Source organism: Roseibium litorale, from assembly GCF_014842915.1.
GTDB classification, from domain to species: Bacteria; Pseudomonadota; Alphaproteobacteria; order Rhizobiales; family Stappiaceae; genus Roseibium; species Roseibium litorale.
The window spans coordinates 113,807-140,228 of sequence record NZ_JACYXI010000009.1 but is presented as its reverse complement, the minus strand read 5'-3'; the positions used below and the strand labels follow the sequence as shown (position 1 = coordinate 140,228).

Here is a 26,422-nt window from a genome sequence, read left to right as displayed (position 1 = left end):
AGTTGTGGCATGGCCGCGGAGAGCTTTTTTGCCGCCAGGCAGAGTGGCAGGCGGCCAGCGGCAGGCCCGGGGATTGGAAGGGAATAGGATGAGCGAGTTTGATTACGACCTGTTTGTGATCGGTGCAGGGTCCGGCGGCGTGCGGGCAGCCCGCATAGCAGCCTCTCACGGCGCCAAGGTCGCAATTGCAGAGGAGTACCGCTATGGCGGGACCTGTGTCATCCGTGGCTGTGTTCCCAAGAAGCTGTTTGTCTATGCCTCCCAGTTTTCTGAGGCGTTCGAGGATGCGGAAGGCTTTGGCTGGAGCGTTGGCGAGCGGACCTTTTCCTGGCAGACCCTGATGGCAGCCAAGGATAAGGAGATCGAGCGCCTCGAAGGCATCTACCGCACCAACCTTGAGCGCCACAATGTGGAAACCTTCGATACCCGCGCTGTGGTCGAGGACGCGCATACCGTCCGCCTGCTATCGACCCGCCAGACGATCACTGCCAGGACGATCCTGATTGCGGTTGGCGCCTCTCCGAACGTGGACACGGCAATCCCGGGTCATGAGCACGCCATCACCTCGAACGAGGCCTTTCAGCTGGAAGAGCTTCCCGGCAGTGTCCTGGTGCTCGGCGGCGGCTATATCGCGGTCGAGTTTGCGGGCATCTTCAATGGCATGGGCGCTGAAACCCATCTGATGTACCGCCGGGACACGATCTTGCGCGGGTTCGACAACGAGCTTCGTTCGGCTGTTCAGGAAGAGATCGTCAAGAAGGGGATCAATCTCATCACAGAAGATGTGGTGACAGCGATCGTCAAGCGGGATGACGGCAAGCTTGAGGTAACGAGCGAGCAGGGCCGCACCCTGGTGGTGGATCAGGTCATGTACGCGATTGGCCGTGATGCGCATACCAAGGGTCTGGGCCTCGACAAGGCCGGTGTGGAGATGCGGGCAAATGGCGAGATCATTGTTGATGCCGAATCCCGCTCTTCTGTTCCTTCCATCTATGCGGTTGGTGACGTTACTGGCCGGGCAGCCCTGACGCCGGTTGCCATCCGTGAGGGCCATGCCTTCGCTGACAGCACCTTTGGCGGCAAGCCCTGGACCGTGGATCACAGCCTGATCGCGACCGCCGTCTTCTCACAGCCGGAGCTTGGCACGGTTGGACTTACAGAAGAGCAGGCGCTGGAGGTCTCCCCCAATCTCGACATTTATTCGACCCGCTTCCGGCCAATGAAGAACACTCTGGCCGGCCGGGATGAGCGGATGATGATGAAGATCATCGTAAATGCCGACACGGACAAGGTTCTTGGTGTGCACGTCATGGGGCCGGATGCAGGCGAACTGGCTCAGATCCTGGGCATAACCTTGCAGATGGGCGCGACCAAGGCCGACTTTGACCGCACCATCGCGGTTCATCCGACGGCGGCGGAAGAGCTGGTGACCATGCGCGAGCCGAGCCGCCGCATCCGCGCCTGATCGCAGTCCCCAGGTCACATCCCCAGATCGGCATCTGGGGCTTGTACGCCAATCACGGCCTCTGGCAGCACCTGTCAGAGGCCGCTTCAGTTTGAAGAGCTACTTTGATCAGGTGTCAGGCGGCCTTCCGGCTTGCTGAGGGCTTGCCAACGCCTGACTTGCCAACGCCCGGCTCATCAGTCCCGGACTTGCCGGTCTCAGAAGAGGGTGCGCCATCTGTCTCGCTCTCGGTCTCCAGCTCGGCGTTGAGGGGCTTGGGCGCCTTGGGCCGGTCCGTTTGCGCAGGGGCCTTGCCTGCCGCGCGCCGGAGCACTTCCGTTGCCAGGTCTTCCCCTCGCAACTCGTCCCCTTTAGCGGGTTCGGAGAAGGTAAGCAGTCCGCGGCCGGCTTCCTTCGACGTGTAAAGCGCCTTGTCGGCTTCCGCGAGGAGCGCCTCCATATCCTGGCCGTGGAACCTTGCAATGGCAATGCCCACGCTCAGGCCGACCTGCACGGACGTCTCTTCCGAGATCCGGATCTTCAGGCCGGTGGCCTGAATGAGTGCCCCGGCCAGGGCTTCCAGCTTGGCGCGCATTACGGTCTTGCGGACGAGAACGATGAATTCGTCCCCGCCGACCCGCGAGACAATTCCGGCCCGGCCGAGAATGTCTTTCATTCTGTGCGCAACCTCGCGGATCACGAGGTCACCGGCTGCGTGGCCATAGGTGTCGTTGACCGCTTTGAAGTGGTCGAGGTCGCAGTGAAGGATTGCGAAGGGCTTGCCCGGGAGCGCCTTGAGGGACGCTGCCATAAGCCGGTTGAAGTAGAGCCGGTTGGGAAGACCTGTCAGAGTGTCGTGCAGGGCCAGATAGCGGTTCTGTTTTTCGCTGGCGTGAAGGGAATTCGTCAGCCGTCCGATCCGCCAGGCGATCAGAAGAGCGAGTGCCGCCAGGGTTGCTCCCAGCATCAGGATCACAGGGATGACTGTTGGCCAGATGCTGTTGCTTTGGGCCTCGCTCTGCCAGACGAAAGATCCAAGGGGCGTGCCGTCCATTCCTTTGAGGAAAAGGTTTGGACCCCACTCCGGCATCTCCGCGCCGGGAAGGAAAGACAGCCCCTTGAAGTCAAGCTGTGCGTTCAAGTTCTGGATGAAGGCCGCGTCGAGAAAACGGACCGTCAGCAGAAAGACCGCATTCTCATCCGGCAATTGCACCCTCTCCAGATCCGGCATTAGGGGCAAAGCGCCGACAATGGCTGGCTTATGGTCGAGAATGACGAGGCCAATGGAGGCATATTTAGACAGGTCCAGATCACGAATATCCCTGTGGCTGTAGCCGCCAGGGACCCGGACACGGTTCTGCTCGAAGAGATTTCTCGCGGCATTCATCAGCGGCATGAGAGAGGGCAGGTCGCTTAGGGGATGCTCTCCGAAATGCGTGTATCCCTCGAAGGATTCGGCCATGATCTTGTTGGTGCTGGAGACCAGGAAACTTCTGTTGTGCCCGTGTCTTGACCACAGCTTGCCAAGCTGGTCCCGGACGTAGTCGGTGTTGAAGCTGAGAACGATATTGGCCACGGACTCATCCGACCGGGCAACCGGCAGCGCTTCGCGGGCCACCATTTTTGTCCGGTCGCTGAGCGTGTTTGCGAACAGTCTGTGCTCGCTCTGGATCGCCTGGGTAAAGGAGGCTTTGGAGGCCACGTAACCGACAAAAACCAGGGAAGCGGACGTGACGGCAATCAGAAGGCTTGCGAGCAAGAACGCGAGGCGCGGAATATGAGTCCGGGAGGCGCCGCTGTCCTGCTTTTGTTTCCGTCGGGCGTCTCCGGTGCGCAAAAGGAAGTTCCTGAAAATTCGTGTCTTCACTATCCCCCGCCAGAATAGGCTGGCGGGGTTAATTTTACGTCGCGAGTGGCCGCGAAAAACGGTCACTTGGCAGAAGTATCAGATCGCGTTCCGATAATCCCGCCGCTGGCTCCAAACTGCCCTGACACGCTCTAAAAAACGTGCGCAATTTTGAAAAAACGGGTATTTTGTTTGAGGTCACTCTCCTTGATTGCCTCTTGGTGGCGCTTCTGCGACCCCGTATTATAGGCTGAGAGTGACCGCTTTTCCCCCTTATCCGCTGATTAGAGACTGTTTGAGGGAGGGCTTTACCGGCAGATGATCAGCGAAGCAGGCCCGGTTTCTGCCTGTTTGCTTGGCCTTGTAAAGGGCTACGTCGGCGGCGCGCAGCAGATCCGTTCCATGGTGTCCGCAGTCTGGCGCCCTCGCAATGCCGAGTGACATCCCGGCCTTGAAGCTTTCACCTGTTTCCAGCTCAACCGGGACATGGGCTTCTGCAAGGATCTGTTCGGCAATCTGCTCAAGTTCATGAGAACCATCACCCAGCGAGACGACAATCAGAAATTCGTCTCCTCCGATACGTCCAACATATCCGGCAGGTTCGACGATTTGCCGCAGCCGGCGGGCGATGGTCTTGAGAACCTCGTCGCCTGCCGCGTGGCCGCTGGTGTCGTTGATTGACTTGAAGTTGTCGAGGTCACACGCGATCAGCGCGAAGGGTGTTCCGGGCAGGCCGGAACAGGCTGCTTCCAGAATTTCGCTGAATGCGAGACGGTTGCGGCAGCCCGTCAGCGGGTCGTGGCGGGCGTTGAAGTGATTGATGGCCTCACTGCGTTCCAGAGACCGGGTCAACCGGACAATCTTGCGGGAAATGAGCAAGGCTGCGGCTGACAGGAGAAGACACAGGCCGATTGCGACCGGCAGGATCAGCTTCCAGATCTGCAAGCCCGGGCGCTCCGGATGCCAGGTGAAGGTGCCGACCACATCCCCATGATGGTCCATCAGTTCCCGCCGGGCCTTTTTGCCTTCAGGCGCCTGACCATCCAGAAACGCGATATCCATCAAGTCCAGGGGAGCAGTCAGCTGCTGGAGGAAGGTTTGATCGATGGCCTTCGCGGCAACCAGAATAACGACCGGCCATTTGTTCAGATCAATGCGGCGTTCCTCCGGAAGGATTTGCACCGCGCTCAAAAGCATCGGCTGGCCCTCAATCCGGGCGAAAGCGAAATCGGCCACCTCATCCAGCTTGAGCGTGCTGTCGAGCTCCGCTCCCGCGGCAGCCGCCGCCGGAAACTCTGGAAGACCTTCCGCGATCCGCTTGCGCAGCTTGTCGGCCAATGCGCGGACCGGATCGTCCTCAGCCAGAACGCGCCGTGTGAAATCAGCTTGATGTTCGCGGGTGCTTGCCAGCAGCTCGTCCCCTGGGCCGATCAGAAAACTGCGGTGGATGCCGAAGTCATTCCACAGGGCATTCAGGAATTCGTTTTTGATGAAATCGGGTTCCACGCCTTTGACGATATGTTCCACCGCATCGTCCCAGTGGGCAACGGTAAGCTGGTCACGGGCCGTCAGCAGCTGGTGGTCACGCAGCGCATTGTCGAATACATAGGCTTCGTGCTTCAGGGCTTGGCGGTCCGCGGAACGGGAGGCGAGATAGCCCACAACGGCGAGAGAGGCCGCAGCAATGACGATCAGCAGGACTGTGAGCCAGTAAACATGTGCCGTAATGCGGCCGCTGGCGGCCGGGCCGTTCGTTTCCGGCCATCCGTTTTCGAAGTTTGTCGTCATTAGAACGCCATTGTCGTTGTGGTCTGGCGGCTTCCTGAGCTGGCTTGCCAATTGTGCCATGGGGCTAAGCCGTAAGGGTAAAACGTTAAGATCAAATTCGGATTCCGGCCATATCCAGGTCAGTTATCTGCACAATTCACAGGGCGTGCGAGGTGCGTGGAACTCATGAGCATTACCTATTTTGGCTATGGATCACTTGTGAACACCAGAACGCTGGGAGAGGGCGCCTCGGTCCGGGCGGGACGGCTTGAGGGCTGGATACGCGAGTGGCGCGTCGTTGGCCTGACTGATTCCGGACGCGGCATTTGCGCGCTTTCGGTTGCCCCCAAGCCGGGTGTCACGATCCGCGGCGTTCTGGTCCGTGAGCCGGAAGACAGGCTGCCGGCGCTTGAGGCGCGGGAAAAGCGGTACGACAAAGTGCCCGCGATCGGCGGGCAGTTCCGGTGCGAGCAGGAAGAGCAACCTGGACCGGAGGATATGTTCCTGTTCCAGTCGAAGCCCGGGAACCGGGATTGGGGGTCCGGCAGCAACCCGATCCTGCAAAGCTATATTGATTGCGTGCTTCTCGGTTTCTACGATTTCTGGGGCGAGGAGGGCATCCGCCATTTCATCGAAACCACAAGAGGCTGGCATGCGCCTGTTCTGGCGGACCGGGCAGCGCCCATCTATCCCCGGGCGGTTCAGGCAGCTCCTGAGGTGATCGAGCTGGTCGACCAGTATCTTGCCCCTTTGAACATCCGCACCATTCCCGTCTGACACGCGGTCAAAGTGTCCCGAAGGCTGCGTGGAGCCCGGCACCAACGGCCCAGGCAATCGCTGCCGCCGTCATGCCAATGAGGGTGGTCTCCAGCCCGGAGCGGAGCCAGCCCTGGGTTGACCAGCGGGCTTTGGCCGAACCGATGCTGAAGAAGGCCAAGGCTGTCAGCAGCACCGCGATCAGGTTACTGGAGGGCAGGGCGAATGCGAAGGGCAGCAAGGGCAGGCTGCCGCACAGGGCAAAGGCGGCAAAAGTGCTTGCAGCGGCCTTGAGCGGTGATCTTTGAACGCTTGCCAGGCCATATTCGCCCTGCATCATGGTCTCGATCCAGGTGCTGTTGCGTGAGGTGATGATGGTGGTCAGGGTCTCCAGTTCCGAGCCCTCAAAGCCTTTGGTACGGAAGATTTGCCGGATCTCCTCACGCTCGCCCTCAGGGGCAAGGCGGATGTGTTTTTCCTCGATCTGGCGCAACCGCCGGAAGTCTTCGATTTCCGTCTTGGTTCCGGTGAAATTGGCCGCCGCCATGGAAAAGCCGTCGGCAAGCAGGTTGGCAAGGCCCAGGATCAAAACCACGGACGCGGGTAATTGCGCGCCGAGGGATCCGGCGACGATGGCAAAGGTGGTCACGGCGCCGTCAATCCCGCCATAGACCCAGTCGCGGAGGTAGCTGATCGAAGGGCCGTCCTGCAGGCGTGTTGCAATGTCCTGCGGGGTGTGGCTGTGTTCCAGTTCCATGGGGCCATCTTTTTCCGGTTCACGCGCGGCTTTGCTGGAAATCAGCGCCTGCGGGTGTGGTCTCCGGCCAAAGATACGTATATAAGGCCGGACGTTTTGCCTTTTTACGGGCGGCGGTTGGAAATGAGTGTGACCCGGGAGCTGTTGAATGAACAGTAGGGGAAACCCCGGCTCCTTTGGGGCTCCCGCGCTGGCAGTAATGCGCGCGAGTGCTCTAACACTATGAATTTGATCAGCTTTTGAGCGATCGGCAGGCCCGGTTGCAGGCCCGCTGATCCAGGCAGGAGTAGGACTGATGGCGGAAAAGTGGACACCGGATAGCTGGAGATCGATGCCGGTCTTGCAGGTGCCGGATTATCCAGACAAAGAGGCTCTGACGGACGTCGAAAAGCGTCTTTCGACCTATCCGCCGCTGGTTTTTGCCGGTGAAGCGCGTGCGCTGAAGCGCCAGCTTGCCGATGTTGCTGCGGGCAAGGCCTTCCTGCTTCAGGGCGGTGACTGTGCAGAAAGTTTCGCCGAGCACCACGCTGACCACATCCGCGACTTCTTCCGCGCCTTCCTGCAGATGGCTGTCGTTCTGACCTTTGCCGGTGCCAAGCCGGTAGTGAAGGTGGGCCGTATCGCCGGTCAGTTCGCCAAGCCGCGCTCTTCGGGAACGGAGACCCAGAACGGCGTCGAGCTGCCGAGCTATCGTGGCGACATCATCAACGACATCGCCTTCACGCCCGAAAGCCGTATTCCGGACCCGAACCGGATGGCCATGGCCTACCGCCAATCGGCCGCTTCGCTGAACTTGCTGCGCGCTTTCGCACAGGGCGGCTTTGCGAACCTTGATCAGGTTCATCAGTGGATGCTCGGCTTCATTTCCGACAGCCCGCAGGGCCACCGCTACAAGGTTCTGGCGGACCGGATCACCGAAGCGCTGGCTTTCATGCGTGCTTGCGGCGTTGATTCCTCCAGCGTCCCGCAGTTCCGTTCGACGGATTTCTTCACCAGCCACGAAGCCCTGCTGCTTGGCTACGAAGAAGCCTTCACCCGCGTCGACAGCACCACCGGCGACTGGTACGCCACCTCCGGCCACATGCTGTGGATCGGCGACCGGACCCGTCAGCCCGATCACGCCCATGTGGAATATTTCCGCGGCATCAAGAACCCGATCGGCCTGAAGTGCGGCCCGTCCCTGTCTCCGGACGGGTTGCTGGAACTGATCGACAAGCTGAACCCGGAAAACGAAGCAGGACGCCTGACGCTGATCTGCCGCTTTGGTGCGGACAAGGTCTTCGATCATCTGCCGCAGCTGATCCGGGCCGTCGAGCGGGAAGGCCGTACGGTTGTCTGGTCGTGTGACCCGATGCATGGCAACACGGTCACCGCTGGCGGGTACAAGACCCGTCCGTTCGAGCGCATCCTGAAGGAAGTGGAATCCTTCTTCGCGGTTCACCGCGCCGAGGGCACTCATGCTGGCGGCGTCCATGTGGAAATGACCGGCCGGAACGTGACCGAGTGCACCGGCGGCGCTCATGCGCTGACCGCAGACCAGCTCGGCGACCGGTACCACACCCATTGCGACCCGCGCCTGAATGCGGATCAGGCTCTGGAACTGGCCTTCCTTATCGCCGAGAACCTCAAGCGTGAACGTGATGAGCAGCGGCCGGCAGCAATGGCCGCTATCGGCTGATCAAACAGGTTCTCAGGAGCTTTCCTGCTGAATTGGCAAAAGGGCGCTTTCGGGCGCCCTTTTCAGTTTCATCTGATGAAACACGTATTATCGATAAATTTGCTAAGGGTCCTTTTACCAGCATGGTGCATACATTGCGGTATTCATTTTAAGGGAGTTTTTCGCGTGCGGCGTTGGGACCTGTCGCAGGTGTCATTTCTTTTAATCGAAGACAACCTGCACATGCGCTCTATTATTAGATCAATTTTAGCGGGCTTTGGTGTGCGGCAGATCCATGAGGCCAGCGATGGGGCCGATGGTCTGGAAGCAGTCATCGACCGGACGCCCGACTTCGTCCTTTGCGACTGGGCAATGGCACCTGTCAGCGGGGCAGAATTCATAAAGATCCTGCGGCGCGACAAGGACACCCACATCAGCACGACCCCGGTGCTCGTTATCAGCGCCCATTCCCGCAAGACGATCATTCTGGAGGCCATGCGGCTTGGTATCCACGGGTTCGTGGCCAAGCCGGTTGCTCCGGCGGTGCTCTACAAGCGTATCGGAAGCGTGCTGGACAATCAGGCCCTTCATGGCCGCACCAAAGGGCTTTTCCGGCAGGCCGGGTGGCAGACCAGGCAAGACGCTGTCTCAGTTAACGCGCGCGAAGGAACGAGGCTTGCGCCGCCCGTCAAGCCCGATATTGTGTCCTTGGCTCTTCTCTGACCGGCAGTTTCCGGCCAGCTTGGAACACGGGCCGGAAAGCAAAGCCTTGCATGCACCCGGCGATTGCATGCAGCTCCCTCCCGGAGTACATCACGCACATGACGACTTCTCCCTCCTTGCGGCCGGTTGATGGCCGATTCCGTCTTGCCGTTGCCCAGCTCAACCCGACCGTGGGCGATGTGGCTGGCAACCTTGCCCTGATCCGTGCAGCCCGCGTGGAAGCTGCTGCGGGACATGCCGATCTGGTGCTCTATTCCGAGCTGATCGTTGCAGGCTATCCGACCGAGGATCTGGTTCTGAAGCGCGCTTTCGTGCGCCGCTGCATGCAGGCCATCGAGGAGCTGGCAGCGGAGACAGCGGACGGTGGCCCGGCGATGCTGGTCGGCACGCCCTGGCTGGATGGCGACAAGCTTCACAATGCGGTCGCGCTGCTGGACGGCGGCAAGGTGCAAACGCTCCGGTACAAATATGATCTGCCGAATTACGGCGTCTTCGATGAGAAGCGTGTGTTCAAGGCCGGGCCGCTGCCGGGGCCGGTGGACTTCCGCGGTGTGCGCATCGGTGTGCCGGTCTGTGAGGACATCTGGAACGACGAAGTCTGCGAGTGCCTCGCTGAAACCGGAGCCGAAATGCTTCTGGTGCCGAACGGCTCGCCCTATTGGGGGCACCGGGCCGAAGAGCGCCTTCAGGTGGTCGTGGCACGTGTGGTCGAGAGCGGTTTGCCGCTGATCTATTGCAACCAGCTGGGTGGTCAGGACGAACTGGTCTTCGATGGCGGCTCCTTCGCGCTTCAGGCCGACCGGTCGCTGGCGTTTCAGCTGCCGCAGTTTGAAACGGCTCTCGGCTTCAGCGACTGGGTCCGGCAAGAGGACGGCAGCTGGCGTTGCGAGAACGGCACTGTTGCACCGCTTCCCGGATTGGATGAAGCCAACTGGCGCGCCTGCGTCATGGGCCTTGGCGACTATGTGCGCAAGAATGGCTTCCCCGGTGTGGTTCTGGGACTGTCCGGCGGCATCGACTCTGCCATTTGCGCAGCGATGGCTGTCGATGCGCTTGGTGCTGACAAGGTGCATGCGATCATGCTGCCTTACCGCTACACATCGAAGGAGAGCATCAAGGACGCTGCGGACTGTGCCCAGGCGCTTGGCATCCGTTACGACACCGTGCCGATTGCCGAGCCGGTGGAAGGTTTCGGACGCGTTCTGGCGCCGCTCTTCACCGGCTGCGAGCAGGATACGACGGAAGAGAACCTTCAGTCCCGCGCCCGCGGGGTGATCCTGATGGCGATTTCCAACAAGTTCGGCTCCATGGTCGTGACCACGGGCAACAAGTCGGAAATGTCGGTTGGATACGCCACGCTCTATGGCGACATGAACGGCGGCTACAATCCGGTCAAGGATCTCTACAAGACCCAGGTCTTCCACATGGCCCGCTGGCGCAATGCCAACCGGCCTTCCGGCATGCTCGGGCCGGAGGGAGAGGTCATTCCGGACAATATCATCACCAAGGTTCCGACCGCCGAGCTGCGCGAGAACCAGACCGATCAGGACAGCCTGCCGCCCTATGACGTGCTGGATGACATCCTGTCCTGCCTGGTCGAACACGAGATGGCGGTCAGCGACATCGAAAAGCGCGGTCATGACCGTGCGCTGATCCACCGGATCGAACACCTGCTTTATATTGCCGAATACAAGCGCCGCCAGGCCCCTCCCGGGGTCAAGATCACCGAACGCAACTTCGGCCGGGACCGGCGGTATCCAATCACCAACCGCTTCCGCGACCGGTCCTGAACGCGACCCGGCGCGGGCTGGCAAGTCTGAAGGCGTCCGGCTTCTCTTGAATCCGTTTCGCTGACGATCCGGACCGGTTCCGGGTCGTTCCGGTGCCTGCACTCAAGGGGGCGGGCCAAGTCTTTGAGGGGCACCGTGTCCTATTTTTCGTTTCTGAGCACGAACGCCTGCTGGCTGGGTGCAGGCTTCCTGCTCACGGCCTTCTCCTGTTTCGGCCAGACCTTTTTCATCTCCATGTCCATGGGGGACTTGCGCCAGGAACTGGGGCTCAGTCATGGCGATATGGGATTGATCTATATGGCCGCGACGCTGGGCAGTGCCGCGGTGCTGCCGTGGGTCGGGCGCTCTGTCGATGCCTATCCGCTTCACCGGGTTGCCCTTGTGGTGATGCTCTGCCTGATCGCGCTGTGTGCCTCTATGGCCAGTGTTCACAGCGTTCCCATGCTGGCGCTGGTCATTTTCGGTCTGCGCCTGAGCGGGCAGGGGATGATGAGCCACATTTCCTTCACGGCAATGGGCAGGTGGTATTCCGCCCAGCGCGGGCGGGCCGTGTCCATTGCCTCGCTCGGCTTCCCCGCAGCTGAAGCCTCAATGCCCTTAGCCTTCGTCACCTTTACCGGCATTTATGGCTGGCGGGCCGGGTGGTGGGCCGCGGCGGCCATGATGCTGTTCTTCGCCTTGCCGGTCATTGTCACGCTCCTGTCGCGCCCGCGCATTCCCACGGCTGCGGAAGCCGCCTCACAGGAGATCCGGCAACGGGACTGGACCCGCAAGGAAGTGCTGCGGGATCCTGTGTTCTGGGCAATTGCCGCCGGAATTCTCGCGCCGCCCTGTTTCGGCACGGCGGTCATGTTCAATCAGGTCTATCTGGTCGAGTTGCGCGGATGGTCGCGGGAAATGTTCGCCAGCACCTTTGCGGTAATGGCCTTCATGGCGGTCGTTGCCTCGCTGATTCTCGGCCCCCTGATCGACCGGATCTCCGCCCGCCGGCTGCTGCCCTTTACCCTGCTGCCGCTGGGTCTGGCATCGCTTGTCCTGGGGCTTGTCCATGCGCCCGTTGCCGCGTTCCTGTTCATGGGGCTGCTGGGCATCAGCAATGGGTTCACCTCGACCTTCGCCGGCGCCCTGTGGCCCGAGATCTATGGAACGCGTCACATCGGGGCGATCCGCGCCCTGGCTTTCGCCCTGATGGTGTTTGCTTCGGCGGCGGGTCCCGGGCTGATCGGCTTCCTGATCGATGCCGGGATTCCCTTCGATCTTCAGCTCATCGGAATTTCCGCTTATTGCGCAGTGCTCTCGCTGGTTCTGACCGTCGCTGCACGGGCGCTGGCCCGGCGCGGTCTGAAGGATCTGGAGGCCGCCTGAAACGGCGGCCTGAAAAAGTGCTGCCGGAACGGCATCTGCCTTAAAAATCCCTCTTGCGGAGCTTTGTGCGGGCGGCTACCTCTCCAGCATGACAGTAACAGTTCGCTTTGCTCCCTCGCCGACCGGCTTTATCCATATCGGCAACATTCGTCCCGCCCTGTTCAACTGGCTTTTCGCCCTGAAGACCGGCGGCACTTTCATCCTCCGCTTTGATGATACGGATCTTGAAAGGTCCAAGGAGGAATATGCCAAGGCCATTGAGCACGATCTGGCCTGGCTGGGTGTGCATCCGCACCGGATTGACAAGCAATCTGAACGGTTCGCCTTGTACGACGAGGCGGCGGACGTCCTGCGCAAGGCGGGCCTGCTGTATCCCTGCTACGAGACCGCTGACGAACTGGAGCGGCGCCGGTCCCGTGCCCGGGCTCTGGGCCGTCCGCCGGTTTATGACCGCGCGGCTCTGAAGCTGACGGATGAGGAAAAGGCGCGTTTCGAAGGCGAGGGGCGCAAGCCGCACTGGCGTTTCCTGCTGCCGAATCATGATGGCGACCCTTTCACCACCCGGCGCACGGATGTGAGCTGGACGGATATGTGCCGCGGTAGCCAGACCATTGATCTGGCCTCCCTGTCGGATCCGGTTCTGATCCGCGAGGACGGCACCTATCTCTACACCTTGCCGTCCATTGTGGACGATATCGACATGGGCGTCACCCATGTCATCCGGGGCGAGGATCATGTTGCCAACACAGGCGTGCAGATTTCGATCTTCAAGGCGCTGGGCGCCGAGCCGCCGGTCTTCGCACACCACAACCTTCTGACCACCCGGGACGGGGAAGGCCTGTCCAAGCGCAAGGGCGCGTTGTCCATCGGATCTCTCCGGGACAGCGGCTACGAACCGATGGCTGTTGCCTCTCTTGCCGTTCTGACCGGGAGCAGTCAGGCAGTTGAAGCCGTTCCGACGATGACGGAACTGGGCACGCGGTTTGACCTCGCCAGCATTTCCCGTTCCTCGGCCAAGTTCGATCCGGAAGACCTGAACGGTCTGAACGCCAAGCTCGTTCACGAGATGCCCTTCAGCCAGGTTCAGGAACGTCTGTTCAGCATGGGGGTGAATGTTGCGGAGCCTTTTTGGCTGACGGTGCGCGGCAATTGCAGCAAGGTGTCCGATGCCAGGACCTATTGGCAGGTTATCCATGGTCCGGTTTCATCAGCCGTTGCCGAGGAGGACCGGGAATTCCTGGCCGCAGCAGTGAAGCTTCTTCCGGAAGGGGACATCACGACGGAAACCTGGGGCGAGTGGACCAGCCGGCTGAAGGCGGAGACGGGCCGAAAGGGCAAGGGCCTCTTCATGCCCCTGCGCAAGGCTTTGACCGGCATGGAACACGGTCCGGACATGAAGGACATGCTGCCGCTTATTGGGCGACAAAATATTCAGGCCCGACTACCCTGACGGCGGCTGGTGCCTGCGGCGCAGGGGCGGCTGTCGTGCTTTCCCCTGCCTGCGGTGCCGCCTGAGCGGCTTCTTCTGAGATTGGCTCTGCGGCAGGTTCTGCCTTTGCCTTGCGGCCCAGAACGGGCAGGGCGCCTGTGTCGGCGGTTGCCGCCTGAGCCCGCGTTGCCGGTGTGATCTGGATGCTGACAGGACTGAAGCCAAGCGCCAGGTTCATTCGCGTGTCCGGGTCGGCTCCTGAGGGCACCTGATCTGGCGTGATGGGCGTGCTCGGCTCCGGGGCGATCCTGTTGGGGGATGCCGGATCAAGACGCAGGGCACTGACCGAAAGACTGCCTGCATCCGCGGTTGCCTGTCCCGCAATGGTCTTCAGGGGAGAGCTATCCGCCCCGGCGCGCGCTGGGCCGCGGCAGCTGCATCCCTCGACGATCTGAGTCCGGTAGCGGTAGGCGTTGGTCAGATCGGTGTAGGGCACACCGGCCAGTGAGATCATCTCTTCCTGCAATCCGCCGGGGTTGCGATGAACGAAAAGCTCGGTCTCTGCAGCCGGGCAGATTTCTCCGCAGCGGGCTGCGTCATCGGAGAACTGACCCTTCCCGGTCGAAAAGCTGACCGGGAAGAAGAAGCCGTCGCAGGTGCGCACGCATAAAGTCCGGAACGTGCCGCCTGAGGGAATTGCCACCCGGCGGGACATGTTCCCGCTCTGGCCATCATAAGTGGCGGACGACGATTTGCGGCTGATGGATGTTCGCGGGTCCGCTGCCGTCAGTTGCAAATCTTTGGAGCTGTTTTTTGCGGCCAGACCCGCATGTGGCACGTTGACAACCAGTCCGTTCGGCAAGGTGCGGTAGGAGTTTTGGGTGTCGACTGAAACGGTGCTACCGGACGACCCGCTTCCCGCCAGAGCAAACAGGCCCTTGTTGCCCGTTCCGGGATTGCTGGCTTCGTGGGTGGCCGAGCGGCAGCTTGATGAAGCAAGCGCAGAGCGGATCTGTTGAATTCTGCGGGCATTGCGTGTGCCCCCGCCGGACTTCTTGATCTGACGGTCAATAGCACGCAGGTTTGCCTGCATCTTGCCGATGGTCTTGACCAGCGGTCCGCATTTTGGCGAGGCAGCTGCCGTGCCGCATTGGAAATAGCCGGCATCGCGTTCGGCTGCGGTCAGCGCGCGCTGCTGCTGCTGGCGGGCGCTCTCCCACTTGCCGCCGGACCCGGAACTGCCCTCGAGCCGTCCGAGTTCTGCCTTGAGGCTGGAGCAGTCAGGCGCGGCCACAGCCGTTGCGCTGCCAGCGCAAACGGCCAGCATAGCAAGAACCAGCCGCATGCCTTGGCGCCGGTCCGGTTGGGAGTGCCTGTTGCTCATCAAATCCTGTCCACCTTACGTGGTTAGGTGCCTGTCGAGCCTCATAAATGGCAGGATGATTAAAAATAGCAATAAAAGCCATTAAACGCAGTTAATAGACGCGTGATCTGTTCAGAAGTCTTACTGCCGCAGCGTCTTTACCCGTTCCATGATCCGGTCAAGCGTGTCATCCAGTGCCTCACGCTGAGCCGCGCTCAGGCTGTCCTGCAGGGCCTTGGTGAAGGCCAGCGCCTGAGGAACGATGGCCTCATAAATCGCAAGTCCGTCCGGTGCCAGATCCACGAAGCTCTCGCGCATGTCGTCCGGGTTCGGGGTCCGGATCACCAGTTTGCGCTTTTCCAGCGCCGCGACAGCCCGGCTGACCTTGGTCTTGTGCATGGCGCTGCGCTCGCCGATGGTCTTAGCGGTCAGCTCACCATATTGGCCCAGCAAGGCAATCACCCGCCATTCCGGCCGGGCGATCCCGAACTGGGTCTCATAGAGGCTTGCGAACGCCTGGCTTACGGTCTCCGAAACAAGGTTGAGACGGTAGGGCAGAAAGCTCTCCAGCGCCAGAACGGGAGACGTATCCCGCTCGGCCTCATCTGCTTGCTGTGCCGCTGCCTTGTCCATGCCACTTTTCTGGTCGGTCATGTGCCCTGTCTGCGTTTGCGATCGACGGATACGAAGATTAGGGAGTTTGGCGCGCTTCTAAAAGCCCCCGGAGATGAGGGAAGGATTATGTGCAACAGCCTTGGGTCTGGACTGTTGAAAAACGGCTCTATTTGCAGAATTGACAGATAGAGAACCAAGAGCTGGGGACTGGAATGCCGGGTTTCTGTTGATAAGAGACAAACAGACTTGGCTGTGGTCCCTCAATATTTGCGAATCGCCCTGTGAACCTGAGACCGTTGCAGATCGCCGGTGCCCGGGAGACGGAAGCCCGAAGGCGGACGCAGGGCATCTGTAGACAGAGGCTGAGTGTATCAGCCCGCTTGGTGACGGATGGCGCAGAAGCCCTCCGCCCTCGACCGTGAGAGGCGCCCATGAACAAGCATTTTGCATCTGTTGCGGACACAGAGGAAAAACGGACCTCTTTCCGCGAGATCGGCCGGGGCTGTTATGCCTTCACTGCAGAAGGCGACCCAAACACCGGGGTTGTGATCGGGAATGATTTCGTTCTCGTTGTCGACGCGCAGCCGACCCCTGTCATGGCGAACCGGGTGATCGAGGAAATCCGCAAGGTTACCGACAAGCCGATCAAGCATGTGGTGCTCACCCATTACCACGCTGTCCGGGCCTTGGGCGCCAGCGCCTATGGGGCCAGCGAGATCATTTCCTCGGACCTGACACGGCGCTTGATCGAGGAGCGGGGAGAGGCTGACTGGCGTGTTCAGCGCGACCGTTTCCCGCGGCTTTTCAAGGACGCAGCCTCCATTCCCGGACTGACCCGGCCAACCCTTTCCTTTGCCTCGTCGCTGTCCATTGACCTGGGCAACAAGGAGGTGCGGCTCATGCATCTCGGGCGCGGGCACACCATGGGCGATGCGGTGGTCTGGGTTCCCGATGCCATGGTGATGTTCACCGGGGATCTCGTCTGCCATAAGGCCGCCTGTTATTGCGGGGACGCGCATCTGTCCGACTGGCCGCGTGCTCTGGACCGGATTGCCGCCTTCCGTCCCCGTGCGGTCATGCCGGGGCGCGGCGGTGCCCTTGTCGGCGAGGAGAAGGTCACAGAAGCCATCGCCGACTGCCGCCGGTTCATCGAGACCCTGCGGGACACCGCATCCGATGCGGTCCATGCCGGCAAAGGGCTCAAGGACACCTTTCTGGCGGTTCGCGCGGTGATGGATCCGCTCTATTCGGACTATGCGATCTACGAGCATTGCCTGCCGTTCAACGTTGCCCGCGCTTATGACGAGGCCCAGGGCCTGGATATGCCTCAGCTCTGGACCTCCGAGCGGGACCGGGATCTTTGGGACGCGCTTGGAGATGTTGCGGGGGAGATGCCGGAAGCCGGTGACGAACTGGTGGAAGTCGAGATTGACGAAATGCTGCTGGAAGACGCACTTGGCAGCGCTCTCGAGGACAGCCTCGACATGAGGGACGGCGATCCTGAAGAAGAAGCTGCCGACAGCGAGGTTTCTAAAAGCGTTGAAGACGGGACTGAATCCACGGCTGAAACGGCGGTAGCGTCCGGGGAGGACGCAGAGATCGGCGCGGAAGAGGGCGAACGGCCCGCGAGCTGACCCCACGGACCTTTCCGGGCACTGTGCCGCCCTTGAGAGGTGTTACTGCCTATGGACATTCACGGACAGGTGACCCAAATGGTTGCCTGTCCGTTTTGTTTGAAAAGGCTGTATTCATGTCTCTGATGGCTGTTTCTTTCCGCAAGCTTGCCGCTGCTGCGTTAACGGCAGCCGCCGTTCTGGCTCCCCTTGGGGCTTCGGCCGCAGAAGAGCCCGACCTGATCTTCAAGAAGTCGACCGTCTGGAAGTTTCTAACCCCGGATCACAAGCTCGCCACCTATGCCATTGATGACCCGGTGGTCGAAGGCGTCGCCTGCCATTTCACGGTCCCCGAGAAGGGCGGCATTTCCGGCTGGATTGGTGTTGCCGAGGAAGTGTCCGATGTCTCGCTGGCTTGCCGTCAGGTCGGACCGGTGACCATCAAATCGAAATTCGAGCAGGGCGAGGAAATGTTCCGCCAGCGCCGCTCGCTGTTCTTCAAGAAGATGCAGATCGTCCGCGGCTGCGACGCCAAGCGCAATGTGCTGGTCTATCTGGTCTATTCAGACAAGCTCGTTGAGGGGAGCCCGAAGAACTCCACCTCGACCGTTCCGATCATGCCCTGGGGCGATCATGAGCCACCGAAGTGCGGGGATTATCTGAAGGATTGATCCGGGAAGAATCAGCCTCAGCTTACCTCCACCGCGAAGGAAGCGGAGTGCGGAGCCCATCCTTCCAGGCTCCGCTGACGCTTCGCACCTCAGGATGAGGAAGAGTGTGTAGGGGGCGTTTCCTGCAGGGGTTCAACACGGGTCCCTCATCCTGAGGAAGCGCGGTAGCGCTGTCTCGAAGGATGGGCTGCGGGCGCTTGACGGGATGGAGAGACGGTGCCGCGCAGTCTACTCGCCTGCGGGGGCCATAAGGGAGGCGGACAGGCTGGACTTTGCGTCTGTGGCGCAGAAGTGCTTGTAGAGCACGGCCATGGTTTCCTGAGCGGCTTCGCTGACAAGGCGGTAGTAGATCGTCGTGCCTTCGCGGCGCGTTTCCACCAGACCTTCATTGCGCAGAAGGGAGAGCTGCTGGGAGACGGTCGGCATCCGCATGCCGGTCTTCTCGGCAAGCTCGCCAACGCTGCATTCCCGATCGAACATGTGGCACATGAGCAGAAGACGGGGCCCGGAGGCCAGCATCTTCAGGAAACGGGCGGCATCTTCTGCCTTGTCTTCAAGAGCTTTGTGGTTCATAGCGCGGAGAATGACAAAGAATTGCGGCGGCAGCAAGTTACAGTCTGTTTGACGGTTACTTTCTGCTTTCAGAAACGGCCAATTGCCGGAAGCAGAACATAGCCCTGGCCACAGCTGACGCCGGCTGCCAGGCAGATGGCCTTGTTCTGGCCGGAAGCGGCATGGGCCTGCGGCAGGTTGATGAGGCTCATCAGGCCGGCAACCGGGCTGCCGAGAACGAGGACGAGAAAGGCGAGGGCGAAAAGACGGTTGAACATTTTGGTAGCTCCCCAGCTTGCCCGGGGAAAGCTGTTGTCCCGGGCTGATGAGGAGACAATGCCAAACCGGCCTTGAACCCAGTCTGAGGGGCGCGTTCAGGTGGCGTTCAGAAGCGTTAAGCGGCTCTGAACGCCGGTCAATTTCCCTGCAAAGCGCCTGTCTGGGCTAGAGACTGGGCTAGAGACTGGGCTAGAGATTTTCCGTCATGGCCTTCGCCAGCGCCTTCAGCAGAGTTTCGTCACGGCCATAGATATCCTTGCGGAAATGGGTCGAGCCGTCCTTGTTCATCCACGCCGTCAGATAGGTGAGGTGAACGGGGATGGGGGTCTTGAGCGTGATGACCTTCCGCTCGCCGCTGTCACGCAGGGCGTCCAGCTGGTCCAGAGTATAGCCCTGATCTCCCAGAAGCACCTCCGCCAGGCCAAAGGGATCGGACACCCGGATGCAGCCATGGGAGAAGAACCGTTCCGACTGGCTGAACAGCGACTTGGACGGCGTGTCGTGGATGTAGATGTTGAACTTGTTCGGAAACATGAACTTGATCCGGCCCAGCGCATTGCTCTTGCCCGGGTCCTGCCGCAGGCGGAACGGGAAGTTGCCGGGAGAATAGCTGTTCCAGGCAACCTGAGTCGGAGCGACTTCCGTGTCGCCCTTGAAGATGCGGATGTTCTGCGCATTCAAGGCGATAGGGTCCCGGCGCAGCTTGGGAAGATATTCGTTCGTGGCGATGGAGGAGGGAACGCTCCAATAGGGATTGATCTCCACATAGGTCATGTTGTGCGAGAAAACCGGCGTCGCGTGATAGGGCTTGCCGACGACCACCCGCGCCGTGTGCACCGTGTGGCCCTCTTTCACCACCTTCAGGTTCTGGTCCGCCAGATTGACGAAGACATAGGTCTCACCCAGATCATCCGGCATCCAGCGGCGGCGCTCCATGTTGAGCTCCATCTGGATCAGACGCTGGCGGATCGGCACGTTGATCTGCGCCAGCGTTTCCTTGCCGATCACCGCGTCGACGGAAAGACCGTGATAGGCCTGGAAGTCCTTCACGGCTTGAACCAGGGCGCCGTCATAGATGGTGCCGCTATGAGCGCCGGGCTCCAGATAGTCCTCCTGGATCATGCGCTGGGCGAGCACCGGCACCCTGTCGTCGGTCATGCCTGGTTTCAGAACCTCGCCGTCGGGCACAACGGTGAAGCCGCCATTGGCTGCCTTCTCCCGGTATTGTGCGAGACGCAATTTCAGCCGGGCATAGCTGGGTGAGAGGGGCGCGAGATTGTCGAGCACATCCGCAAAGCTGCCCCCCGCGGTGCCAACTTCCTTCAAAAGCGCCTGTGGATCAGGCGCATGCGGGAAAATGTTCAGCGCCTTGTTCACCTCGTTGGGCTGGACCCGGCCTGAAGAGAGATGGGTGGCATAGCGCACGAACTGGAGGGACAGGTCGATGTCGAGCTGGGCCTTTTCCTCATTCGAGGCTGCGGACTGAACGCGCGCGGCCAGACCGATCGGATCATAGTTTTCAGGGTTCAGCGCATGATCATTTGCAGCGGCAAAGGCATTGATCGCCAGATGTGCCGTTTCATGAACGCCTTCCTCGTCCAGCCACAAGGGCTTGTAATCTCGGGCCTGATAAACCATTGCGATCTTTTCCGGAACCGTGCGGGTCTGAAGCGCGGAGTAGACGGCGGCGCTCAAGGGCGGCAGGGCTGCAGCGTCAAGCGCGGGAGCTGCCTCGACAGCATCGCCCGCAGAAGGCGCAGCCTGAGCAATGGTTTGCGTTTGCGCTGCCATCTGTGGCTTGCTGACGGGAAGGGCGGTTTGTGCCGAGGCGCCGCCCGTCCAGCCGGTTCCTCCGGCAGCCAGAAGCGCCAGCACGGCCCACGCGCACAATGCCTTTGAACCTGCCTTGTTTCTTCCGGACACCATAAAACCCCTCCCATCCGGAACCCTCCGGCACACTGCCGGGTCTCGTTCCGAATCTTCGCCTGAAAATTACCCCAAGGGTAGCTGAGTGCGGGGCGCTGTCCAGCTCCGGCGTCATGAGGGGAGTCCGTGGGCCACCCGGGAACGGTCCGGGACCGTTGAAGGCTTGACCAGCGCGCGGAAACAGGTCAATAACATCCCCATGATGACGGCCACACGGAACATCATTTCGATCACCATTATTTGCAGCTAGCGACATCGCTGGCTGTGGCCGATCCCTCTTTGCACATCGCACGATAGACGGACCGTCCCGGCCAGCAGGCCAGGAGACCGTTTGACATGAGCGCAACAGCGCCCGCCAGCAAAGGGCTGAAGCTCACCAATACGCTGACCCGCTCGAAGGACGAGTTCGTTCCCATCGATCCGGAAAACGTGCGCATGTATGTCTGCGGCCCGACGGTCTATGACTTTGCCCATATCGGCAATGCCCGCCCGGTGATCGTCTTCGACGTTCTCTACCGTCTGCTGCGCCATCTCTACGGCGCTGATCATGTCACCTATGTGCGCAACATCACGGACGTGGACGACAAGATCAACGCCCGCGCTCTGCGCGATTATCCGGATCTGCCGCTGAACGAGGCCATCGCCAAGGTGACGGAAAAGACCGCCAACCAGTTCCACGCCGATGTGAAGGCGCTGGGTTGCCTGGAGCCGGGTTTCGAGCCGCGTGCGACCCAGCACATCGGCGGCATGATCGAGATGATTCAAACTCTCATCTCCCGCGGCCATGCCTATGAAGCAGAAGGCGAAGTCCTGTTCGACACGGCCTCCATGCCGGCCTATGGCGGGCTTTCAAAGCGCAATCTGGACGACCAGAAGGCGGGCGCCCGCATTGCCGTTGACGCACACAAGAAGAACCCGGGCGACTTTGTTCTGTGGAAGCTGTCCTCCGGGGACGAGCCAGGCTGGGACAGCCCCTGGGGCCGTGGCCGTCCGGGCTGGCACATCGAGTGCTCGGTCATGTCCGAGCATCACCTTGGCAAGGTTTTCGACATTCACGGCGGCGGGCTGGACCTGATTTTCCCGCATCATGAAAACGAGATCGCGCAGTCCTGCTGCGCCCATGGCACGGACAAGATGGCCAACGTCTGGCTCCACAATGGCTTCGTCCAGGTGGAAGGCCGGAAGATGTCCAAGTCCGAGGGCAACTTCGTCACCATCCATGATCTGCTGGAAACGGAAGTCTTCGGCGGGCGGAAGTGGCCGGGCGAAGTCCTGCGCCTTGCCATGCTCATGACCCACTACCGCGAGCCGATCGATTTCTCGGTCAAGCGGCTGGAGGAGGCTGAGCGGCTTCTGGCTAAGTGGCCTGCGGTAGAGGCGTCCAATGCGGAGCCATCCGCTGAGGTTCTGGCCGCGCTGGGCGATGACCTCAACACGCCAGCCGCCATTCAGGCGCTCCACGCGCTGGCTGGCGAGGCCGCGCGCGATGAGAGCAAGCTGGCGGTCTATTGCGCAACGGCTGCCCTTCTGGGTGTGGCACCAGTGATCGTTGATACCGGTGATCTTGACGTTGCCTCCATCGACGCCCGTATCGCGGAGCGTCTCGCGTTCTTTGAAGCCAAGAACTGGGCCGAAGCCGACCGTATCCGCGATGAGCTTGTCGCTGAAGGAATTCAGCTCATGGATTCAAAAGACAAGACCACCGGCAAGCGTGTCACCACCTGGGAAGTGAAACGCTAAAATGCGTGCCAATCAGCCCTTTCTTTTTTGCCGGAAAGGGCTGGGGTGCCGCGATGTGGGAGACCAAGGTCATGACTGATCCAGAAAACTTGCACACCGGCGGTTGCCAGTGCGGGGCGGTGCGGTTCAAGGTGGAGGGCGTGCTGGATGATGCGTCCATCTGCCATTGCCGCATGTGCCAGAAGGCCTTCGGCAATTTCTATGCGCCGCTTGTCTCCGTCAGGCAGGCCAAGCTGACCTGGACGCGGGGAGAGCGGGCGCGGTTCCGCTCGTCCAATCACGTTCAGCGCGGGTTCTGCAGGGACTGCGGCACCCCGCTGACTTATGAGGCACCGGACGGCATGGCTCTGGCCGTCGGGGCCTTTGATCATCCCGAAAGGCTCGTCCCGAGCGTTCAGTACGGCCTTGAGGGCAAGCTGCCTTACGTGGACAGCATGGCACAACTTCCCGGAACCCGCACAGATGAGGATGCCGTGGCGCTGGAGTTTCTGGCGAACCTCAAGACTTTCCAGCATCCCGACCATGATACGGAAACCTGGCCGTCGGAGGAAAGCGCATGACCGGAAAGACTTATCTCAGCGGTGGCTGCCAATGCGGCGCCATCCGCTACCGGGCGTCTGACTTCGGCCGCTCGTCCCTGTGCCATTGCCGCATGTGCCAGAAGGCGCTTGGCGGCCCCTTCGCGGCGCTGGTGACCGCGAAGGACCTTGAATACACCCGCGGCCAGCCGAAGCACTTCCAGAGTTCCAACAAGGTGAAGCGCGGTTTTTGCGGCGAGTGCGGCACGCCGCTGACCTTCGAGTTCGACGGCTGGGCTCCGGATGTCACCGTGACCACCATGGACGATCCGGAGCGCATGCCGCCGGTGATCCAGCTGGCAACCGAAATGCGCCTGCCCTGGTGCGAGCGGGTGATCGATATGCCCGGCTTGAGCGAGGACGAAATAGCGAAAGCCGCCGCGCATTATGCCGCCATCACGTCCTTCCAGCACCCGGACCATGACACGGCCAGCTGGCCGCAAGAGGCAAAGACCGATGAGTGAAGGGACGCGGACAGGCGTTTTCACAGGTGGTTGCCAATGCGGGGCTGTCCGGTTCCGCGTGGAGGGCACGCTTGGGCGGGGATGTGTTTGCCATTGCCGCATGTGCCAGAAGGCGGCGGGAAATATCTTTCTGCCTCTGATCAGCGTTCAGCAGGCGCAGCTGCGCTGGACGCGGGGCGAGCCGAAAATGTTCCGCTCCTCTGAAACCATTCAGCGCGGCTTTTGCGCAGACTGCGGGACACCGCTGACCTATCAGCATGACGGCGGCATTCCGGAGCTGACAATTGGATCGTTTGATCATCCGGAGCAGCTGGAGCCCCAAGTTCAGGCGAATGCGGAACGGACCATCCCCTGGGCTGCAACGATCTTTGAAAAACGGAATGTGACGCAGACGCTGGATGCTGCCTGGATCAAAACCTATCAGCATCCTGACCACGACACAGAAACCTGGCCGCAGGAGACAAGCGAATGACGCTCCGGACGCTTTACCCCGAGCTTGAGCCCTATGCTTCCGGCATGCTGGACGTGGGCGATGGCCATCAGATCTACTGGGAGCGCTCTGGCACACCCGGCAAGAAGCCCGCCGTGTTCCTGCACGGCGGGCCGGGCGGCGGTATTTCGCCGGACCACCGGCGCCTGTTCCATCCGGACCATTATGATGTGCTGCTGTTTGACCAGCGCGGCTGCGGCCGCTCCACGCCCCATGCGGAGCTGGAGGCCAACACCACTTGGCATCTGGTCGCCGATATCGAGCGCCTGCGCGAGATGGCGGGCGTTGACCAGTGGCAGGTCTTTGGCGGGTCCTGGGGCTCCACCCTGGCGCTGGCTTATGCTCAGACCCATCCGGAACGGGTGAGCGAACTGGTGCTGCGCGGTATCTACACGCTGACCAAGGCGGAGCTCGACTGGTATTATCAGTTTGGCGTCTCCGAGATGTTCCCGGAGAAATGGGAGCGGTTCTTGGCACCGGTGCCGGAAGCAGAAAGACACGACATGATGGGGGCTTACCGCAAGCTCCTGACTCATTCTGACAAGTCCGTCCGCGTGGCGGCTGCCCGGTCCTGGAGCCTTTGGGAAGGCGAGACGATCACGCTTCTGCCGAATGCGGAGAACTCCGATCACTTCGCCGAGGATGAGTTCGCCCATGCCTTTGCGCGCATCGAGAACCATTTCTTCGTTCATGGCGGCTGGCTGGAAGAAGGCCAGCTTCTGCGCGATGCGGGCAAGCTCAAAGGCATTCCGGGCGTCATCATCCATGGCCGCTATGACATGCCGTGCCCGCTCAGAACCGCCTACGAGCTGTACAAGGGCTGGCCGGGATCGGAACTTTATGTGATCGAGGGGGCGGGCCATGCCTTCAACGAGCCGGGAATTCTCGACCGGCTGATCCGGGCCACTGATCACTACGCCGGTCTTTCCGGCTGACCATTTTCAAAGATCACACGACAAAAGACAGCCCGGCGGGCAAAGATTCAGGCAAGTGAGACAATGACCAGGGAACGCCTCTACCTCTTCGACACGACACTTCGCGATGGTGCTCAGACGAGCGGCATTGATTTTTCGGTGACGGAAAAGGTGGTCATTGCCGAGCTGCTCGACCGGCTGGGCGTGGACTATGTGGAGGGCGGCTATCCGGGGGCGAACCCGACGGATACGGAGTTCTTCAGCGAGAAGCGGACACAGAAGGCGGCCTTCACCGCCTTCGGCATGACCAAGCGGGCAGGGCGTTCCGCCTCCAACGATCCGGGTCTGCAGCAGGTGCTTGCAGCTTCCTCTGATGCCTGCTGTTTCGTCGCCAAGGCCTGGGACTATCACGTGGATGTAGCGCTCGGCTGCACCAATGAGGAGAACCTGGAAAGCATCGAGGACACGGTGAAAGCCGCTGTCGCTGCCGGCAAGGAAGCGATGATCGATTGCGAGCATTTCTTCGACGGCTTTAAGGCCAATCCGGACTATGCGCTGGCCTGCGCCCGCACCGCCTATGAGGCCGGGGCCCGCTGGGTGGTGTTGTGCGATACCAACGGCGGCACGCTGCCAGATGAGATCAAGGCGATTGTCGCCAAGGTTACCGGGGTCGTTCCGGGGGATCATCTGGGCATTCACACCCACGACGACACGGGCCACGCAGTTGCCAATGCACTGGCCGCCGTCGATGCAGGTGTGCGTCAGATTCAAGGCACGCTGAACGGGATCGGCGAGCGCTGCGGCAATGCCAATCTGATCACTTTGATCCCAACCCTGATGCTCAAGCAGCCCTATGCCCACCGGCTGGAGTTGTCCATCGCTCCTGCTCAACTGGCGGAAATCACCCAGATTTCCAATGCTTTCGACGAGATCTTGAATCGATCTCCGAACCGCCACGCGCCCTATGTCGGTGCCAGTGCCTTCGCGACAAAGGCCGGGATCCATGCCTCCGCGATTCTGAAAGAGCCGCAGACCTATGAACATGTGCCGCCGGAGAGCGTCGGCAACCGGCGCCGGGTGCTGGTGTCCGATCAGGCGGGCAAGAGCAACCTTCTCGGCGAACTCGCCCGCCTCGGCATCTCCGTTGATAAGAGCGACCCGCGTCTCGACCGGCTGCTGGCGGAGGTGAAGCAGAAGGAAGCGGAAGGCTATGCCTATGAAGCGGCGGATGCTTCCTTCGAGTTGCTGGCCCGCCGGACGCTGGGCGAAGTGCCGCGCTTCTTCGACGTTTCGTCCTTCCGGGTGATGGTCGAGCGGCGGTTCAATGCCGTCGGTGATCTGATCACCATCTCCGAAGCGGTGGTGAAGATCGAGATCGATGGTGAGACCCGCATGTCCGTGGCAGAGGGCAATGGTCCGGTCAACGCGCTGGACATGGCCCTGCGCAAGGATCTGGGAAAATACCAGACTGCGATTGAGGGACTTGAGCTGATCGACTACAAGGTGCGTATCCTCAATGGTGGCACAGGGGCTGTGACACGGGTCCTGATCGAAAGCCACGACACCCAAACCCACCGGCGCTGGTTCACGATCGGCGTATCGAGCAACATCGTCGACGCTTCGTTCCAGGCCCTGGTGGATTCCATCAATTACGCTTTGCTTAAGGCCAATGCTGCCTGAGGC

The 26,422-nt window shown here is 61.0% G+C and carries 22 protein-coding genes and 1 pseudogene; 15 read left to right on the top strand and 8 right to left on the bottom strand.

What is annotated here, in order from left to right:
- Positions 1-88 precede the first annotated feature (88 nt).
- Positions 89-1,465, top strand: a complete 1,377-nt coding sequence (gene gor / locus IG616_RS14850) for a glutathione-disulfide reductase (RefSeq protein ID WP_192148939.1) — start codon at positions 89-91, stop codon at positions 1,463-1,465.
- A gap of 115 nt (positions 1,466-1,580) precedes the next feature.
- On the opposite strand, the gene IG616_RS14845 is transcribed toward gor, so the two are convergent.
- Together IG616_RS14845 and IG616_RS14840 are read right to left on the bottom strand one after the other, a co-directional pair.
- A complete protein-coding gene (locus tag IG616_RS14845; protein ID WP_192148938.1) occupies positions 1,581-3,281 on the bottom strand; it encodes a diguanylate cyclase domain-containing protein in 1,701 nt (566 codons plus the stop codon).
- Between the two features lie 282 nt (positions 3,282-3,563).
- Positions 3,564-5,138 (bottom strand): diguanylate cyclase domain-containing protein, encoded by a 1,575-nt coding sequence (locus IG616_RS14840; protein ID WP_192148937.1) that lies wholly within the window; start codon positions 5,136-5,138, stop codon positions 3,564-3,566.
- A 105-nt stretch (positions 5,139-5,243) separates the two neighbouring features.
- Here IG616_RS14840 and IG616_RS14835 point away from each other — a divergent pair, with 105 nt between their 5' ends.
- Entirely contained in the window at positions 5,244-5,834 is a 591-nt protein-coding gene (locus IG616_RS14835) for a gamma-glutamylcyclotransferase family protein (RefSeq protein ID WP_192148936.1), read from the top strand.
- 7 nt (positions 5,835-5,841) lie between these two features.
- Here the strand turns inward: IG616_RS14835 and IG616_RS14830 are convergent, their stop codons facing one another.
- Positions 5,842-6,570, bottom strand: coding sequence for a VIT1/CCC1 transporter family protein (locus IG616_RS14830; RefSeq protein WP_192148935.1), 729 nt, complete (start codon positions 6,568-6,570; stop codon positions 5,842-5,844).
- A gap of 295 nt (positions 6,571-6,865) precedes the next feature.
- Here IG616_RS14830 and IG616_RS14825 point away from each other — a divergent pair, with 295 nt between their 5' ends.
- From IG616_RS14825 to gltX, 5 genes are all read left to right on the top strand, one after another.
- Positions 6,866-8,248 (top strand): class II 3-deoxy-7-phosphoheptulonate synthase, encoded by a 1,383-nt coding sequence (locus IG616_RS14825; RefSeq protein ID WP_192148934.1) that lies wholly within the window; start codon positions 6,866-6,868, stop codon positions 8,246-8,248.
- 165 nt (positions 8,249-8,413) lie between these two features.
- Positions 8,414-8,950 (top strand): response regulator, encoded by a 537-nt coding sequence (locus IG616_RS14820; RefSeq protein ID WP_425504192.1) that lies wholly within the window; start codon positions 8,414-8,416, stop codon positions 8,948-8,950.
- Positions 8,951-9,048: 98 nt separating this feature from the next.
- A complete protein-coding gene (locus IG616_RS14815; protein WP_192148932.1) occupies positions 9,049-10,740 on the top strand; it encodes an NAD+ synthase in 1,692 nt (563 codons plus the stop codon).
- A 135-nt stretch (positions 10,741-10,875) separates the two neighbouring features.
- Positions 10,876-12,105, top strand: coding sequence for an MFS transporter (locus IG616_RS14810; RefSeq protein ID WP_192148931.1), 1,230 nt, complete (start codon positions 10,876-10,878; stop codon positions 12,103-12,105).
- An 88-nt stretch (positions 12,106-12,193) separates the two neighbouring features.
- The gene (gene gltX / locus IG616_RS14805; RefSeq protein ID WP_192148930.1) at positions 12,194-13,555 is read left to right on the top strand and encodes a glutamate--tRNA ligase; all 1,362 of its coding nucleotides are present in this window, start codon (positions 12,194-12,196) and stop codon (positions 13,553-13,555) included.
- Here gltX and IG616_RS14800 read toward each other — a convergent pair.
- Together IG616_RS14800 and IG616_RS14795 are read right to left on the bottom strand one after the other, a co-directional pair.
- On the bottom strand, positions 13,518-14,918 hold the full coding sequence (locus IG616_RS14800; protein WP_192148929.1) for a DUF2865 domain-containing protein: 1,401 nt from the start codon (positions 14,916-14,918) through the stop codon (positions 13,518-13,520). The genes gltX and IG616_RS14800 overlap by 38 nt on opposite strands.
- Positions 14,919-15,038: 120 nt before the next feature.
- The gene (locus tag IG616_RS14795; RefSeq protein ID WP_246476252.1) at positions 15,039-15,551 is read right to left on the bottom strand and encodes a MarR family winged helix-turn-helix transcriptional regulator; all 513 of its coding nucleotides are present in this window, start codon (positions 15,549-15,551) and stop codon (positions 15,039-15,041) included.
- Between the two features lie 392 nt (positions 15,552-15,943).
- Between IG616_RS14795 and IG616_RS14790 the strand changes: the two are divergent.
- Both IG616_RS14790 and IG616_RS14785 read left to right on the top strand, forming a co-directional pair.
- A pseudogene (locus tag IG616_RS14790) lies at positions 15,944-16,885 on the top strand (MBL fold metallo-hydrolase); the annotation flags it as partial.
- A 386-nt stretch (positions 16,886-17,271) separates the two neighbouring features.
- The gene (locus IG616_RS14785) at positions 17,272-17,796 is read left to right on the top strand and encodes a CreA family protein (protein WP_192149006.1); all 525 of its coding nucleotides are present in this window, start codon (positions 17,272-17,274) and stop codon (positions 17,794-17,796) included.
- Between the two features lie 228 nt (positions 17,797-18,024).
- On the opposite strand, the gene IG616_RS14780 is transcribed toward IG616_RS14785, so the two are convergent.
- From IG616_RS14780 to IG616_RS14770, 3 genes are all read right to left on the bottom strand, one after another.
- Positions 18,025-18,369: an ArsR/SmtB family transcription factor gene (locus IG616_RS14780; protein WP_192148927.1), complete on the bottom strand. Its 345-nt coding sequence runs from the start codon at positions 18,367-18,369 to the stop codon at positions 18,025-18,027.
- A 68-nt stretch (positions 18,370-18,437) separates the two neighbouring features.
- Positions 18,438-18,626: a sugar transporter gene (locus IG616_RS14775; protein ID WP_192148926.1), complete on the bottom strand. Its 189-nt coding sequence runs from the start codon at positions 18,624-18,626 to the stop codon at positions 18,438-18,440.
- Positions 18,627-18,816: 190 nt separating this feature from the next.
- Entirely contained in the window at positions 18,817-20,553 is a 1,737-nt protein-coding gene (locus tag IG616_RS14770) for a L,D-transpeptidase family protein (protein WP_209007524.1), read from the bottom strand.
- A gap of 336 nt (positions 20,554-20,889) precedes the next feature.
- Here IG616_RS14770 and cysS point away from each other — a divergent pair, with 336 nt between their 5' ends.
- The 6 genes from cysS to cimA all read left to right on the top strand — a co-directional run bounded on the left by cysS (position 20,890) and on the right by cimA (position 26,419).
- The gene (gene cysS, locus IG616_RS14765) at positions 20,890-22,293 is read left to right on the top strand and encodes a cysteine--tRNA ligase (RefSeq protein WP_192148925.1); all 1,404 of its coding nucleotides are present in this window, start codon (positions 20,890-20,892) and stop codon (positions 22,291-22,293) included.
- 71 nt (positions 22,294-22,364) lie between these two features.
- Positions 22,365-22,853 carry a GFA family protein gene (locus IG616_RS14760; protein ID WP_192148924.1) on the top strand — a complete coding sequence of 163 codons (489 nt, stop codon included), beginning with the start codon at positions 22,365-22,367 and terminating at the stop codon, positions 22,851-22,853.
- A complete protein-coding gene (locus IG616_RS14755; RefSeq protein WP_192148923.1) occupies positions 22,850-23,335 on the top strand; it encodes a GFA family protein in 486 nt (161 codons plus the stop codon). The genes IG616_RS14760 and IG616_RS14755 overlap by 4 nt, the downstream gene beginning before the upstream one ends.
- Positions 23,328-23,807 (top strand): GFA family protein, encoded by a 480-nt coding sequence (locus tag IG616_RS14750; RefSeq protein WP_246476251.1) that lies wholly within the window; start codon positions 23,328-23,330, stop codon positions 23,805-23,807. The genes IG616_RS14755 and IG616_RS14750 overlap by 8 nt, the downstream gene beginning before the upstream one ends.
- Complete coding sequence (pip, locus tag IG616_RS14745; RefSeq protein ID WP_192148921.1) at positions 23,804-24,760, top strand: prolyl aminopeptidase; 957 nt, start codon at positions 23,804-23,806, stop codon at positions 24,758-24,760. Before IG616_RS14750 ends, pip begins: the two co-directional genes overlap by 4 nt.
- A 63-nt stretch (positions 24,761-24,823) precedes the next feature.
- A complete protein-coding gene (cimA, locus tag IG616_RS14740; RefSeq protein ID WP_192148920.1) occupies positions 24,824-26,419 on the top strand; it encodes a citramalate synthase in 1,596 nt (531 codons plus the stop codon).
- Positions 26,420-26,422: the final 3 nt, after the last annotated feature.